At 62.3% G+C, this 2877-nt stretch carries 2 protein-coding genes; both read right to left on the reverse strand.

Translation table 11 applies throughout. The annotated features are described in order from the left end of the window. Positions 1 to 14 precede the first annotated feature (14 nt). Positions 15 to 2375 (reverse strand): xanthine dehydrogenase family protein molybdopterin-binding subunit, encoded by a 2361-nt coding sequence (locus tag ACXAH8_RS23055; protein ID WP_475220837.1) that lies wholly within the window; start codon positions 2373 to 2375, stop codon positions 15 to 17. A 25-nt stretch (positions 2376 to 2400) separates the two neighbouring features. After that, the coding region (locus tag ACXAH8_RS23060) for a (2Fe-2S)-binding protein (RefSeq protein WP_475220838.1) at positions 2401 to 2877 on the reverse strand (477 nt) is incomplete at its 5' end.

Raw genomic sequence — 2877 nt, forward strand, 5'->3', positions numbered from 1 at the left:
TCCACCCTCTCAACTCAGCTGTTCATCGCCGCCCAAACGCGCGACGGGCTCACCGGCATGTCGATGTGATCCACCGCCTTGCCGCCCGAGTTCATCGCATCCAGAACCGCATTGACCACAGCCGGCGGAGAGCCAATCGCCCCGGCCTCACCACAGCCCTTCACCCCCAGCGGGTTGTGCGTGCAGGGAGTCTGGCTGGAATGATCCACGCCGTAGAAGGGCACATCATCGGCGCGCGGCATGGCGTAGTCCATGAAGGACGCGCTCAACAGTTGGCCATTCTCATCATAGGCGCAGTTCTCCAGCAGAGCCTGGCCGATACCCTGACCGATGCCGCCATGAACCTGGCCATCCACGATCATCGGGTTGACGATGTTGCCAAAGTCATCGGCGGCGGTGAAGGACTCAATGCTGACCTGACCGGTCTCGGGATCAACCTCAACCTCGCAGGCATAAGCGCCCGAGGGGAAGGTGAAGTTGGCCGGGTCGTAGAACGCGGTCTCCTCCAGCCCCGGCTCAACCTCCAGCGGGAAGTTATGCGGCACATAAGCTGTCAGGGTCACGTCGCCCCAGGCCACCGACTTGTCGGTGCCCGCGACGCTGAACTGACCGTCCTTCAGCTCGATATCGGCCTCGGAGGCTTCCAGCAGGTGGGCTGCGATCTTCTTGGCCTTGTCGATCACCTTCTCGGTGGCCTTCACCATGGCCGAGCCACAGACCGCCAGCGAGCGCGAGCCATAGGTGCCCATGCCGAACGGGATCTTCGAAGTGTCGCCATGCACGATCTCGACCATCGACTCGTCGATACCGATCATGTCGGCCACAACCTGCGGGAAGGCGGTCTCATGCCCCTGCCCATGGCTATGCGCGCCAACCATGACGCTGATCGAGCCGGTGGCATTCACCCGCACGGTGGCCGCGTCATAGAGACCCGCCCGGGCCCCCAGCATGCCAACGATGTTCGAGGGCGCAATGCCACACGCCTCGATATAGCAGTTGATGCCCAGACCCCGCAGCTTGCCCTTGGCCTCGCTCGCCGCACGGCGGGCCGCAAAGCCTGCCAGATCGGCGGCGGCCTCAAGCTTGTCCATGGTCCCGTTGTAATCCCCGGTGTCATAGGTCAGCGCCACCGGCGTGTCATAGGGGAACTGGGTGATGAAGTTCTGACGGCGCAGGGCAATCGGATCGACTCCCAGCTCGCGCGCAGCTTTATCCACCACGCGTTCCAACTGGAACGTCGCCTCGGGCCGGCCCGCGCCGCGATAGGCATCCACCGGCACTGTGTTGGTGAACATCGCCTTCACATTCACCTGAATGACCGGCGTCTTGTAATTGCCTGCCATCAGTGTGCCGTGCAGCCATGTGGGCACGGAGCTGGAGAAGGTCGACAGATACGCCCCAAGGTTCGCGTAGGTGTTGGTCCGCAACCCGATGAAGTTATTGTCTGCATCCAGCGCCAGTTCGATTTTGCTGACATGATCCCGGCCATGGGCGTCCGACATGAACGCCTCGGACCGGCTGGAGGTCCACTTCACCGGGCGGTTGCAGGCCTTGGCGGCGAAGGTACAGAACGCCTCTTCCGCATAGTGGAAGATCTTGGTGCCAAAGCCACCGCCCACATCCGGGGCCACCACGCGGACCTTATGCTCGGGCAGGCCCAGCACAAAGGCGCACATCAGCAGGCGGATCACATGCGGATTCTGCGAGGTGGTATAGAGCGTGTACTCATCCGTGCCCCGCTTATACTCACCCACCGCCACGCGCGGTTCCATCGGGTTGGCGACCAGGCGGTTGTTGACCAGATCCAGCGTGGTCACATGGGCCGCATTTGCGAAGACCTCATTGACCTTGGCGTCATCCGCTTCACCCAGCTGCCAATCATAGCAGATGTTGTTCTTCAGATCGTCATGGACCAGCGTCGCGCCCTCTTGGGCTGCGGCCTTCATGTCGATCACTGCGGGCAGTTCTTCGATGTCCACCTCGATCGCCTCGGCCGCATCGCGCGCCTGTTCCAGGCTGTCGGCCACAACGGCGGCAATGGGATCGCCCACATGGCGCACTTTACCCTGCGCCAGAATGGGATGCGGAGGCTCCTGCATCGGCGCGCCGTGCTTGTCCGTCACCTCCCAGCCGCAGGGCATGCCCCCCACGCCTTCAAAATCCTTGCCGGTGAACACCTTGACCACACCCGGCATGGCTGCCGCCGCCGAGGTGTCGAGGCTGGTGATCCGACCATGCGCGATATCCGAGCGCAGGAAATGAACATAGGCCTGTCCGGCCACGTTGATGTCGTCGGTATAATTGCCTGCTCCGGTCAGAAAGCGCACGTCCTCGCGCCGCTTGGAACTGGCTCCGATGCCACTGTCTTTGGGCATTGCTTGTTCTCCTCCCTCGGGCCGCTTATTCGGCGGCGATGCTGCTGACGTCCTGGCCCGAAGCGGCCATGATCGCCTTGACGATGTTGTGATAGCCCGTGCAGCGGCACAGGTTGCCTTCCAGATACTTGCGGATCTCACCCTCGGACGGGCGCGGATTGTCCTTCAGCAAGGCCGCCGCGCTCATCACCATGCCTGGCGTGCAAAAGCCGCATTGCAGCCCGTGGTGATCCTGAAACGCCTGCTGGATCGTGTTGAGCGTCCCATCCTCGGCCGCCTGACCCTCAATCGTGCCGACCTCGGCACCGTCGGCCTCAACCGCCAGCATGTTGCACGACTTCACGGCCTCGCCGTTTACATGCACCACACAGGCCCCGCATTGCGCCGTATCACAGCCAACATGCGTCCCCGTCAAAGACAAATGATCCCGCAAAAAACCAGACAATAACGTCCGACCCTCAACTTCACCGCTCACAGACATGCCATTCACAGTCAGCGATAT

Source organism: Ruegeria sp. ABV3_008, assembly GCF_056161185.1.

Coding starts and splice junctions, on each gene's coding strand:
- ACXAH8_RS23055 (WP_475220837.1), bottom strand. CDS start 2,375: ATGCCCAAAGACAGTGGCATCGGAGCCAGTTCCAAGCGGCGCGAGGAC.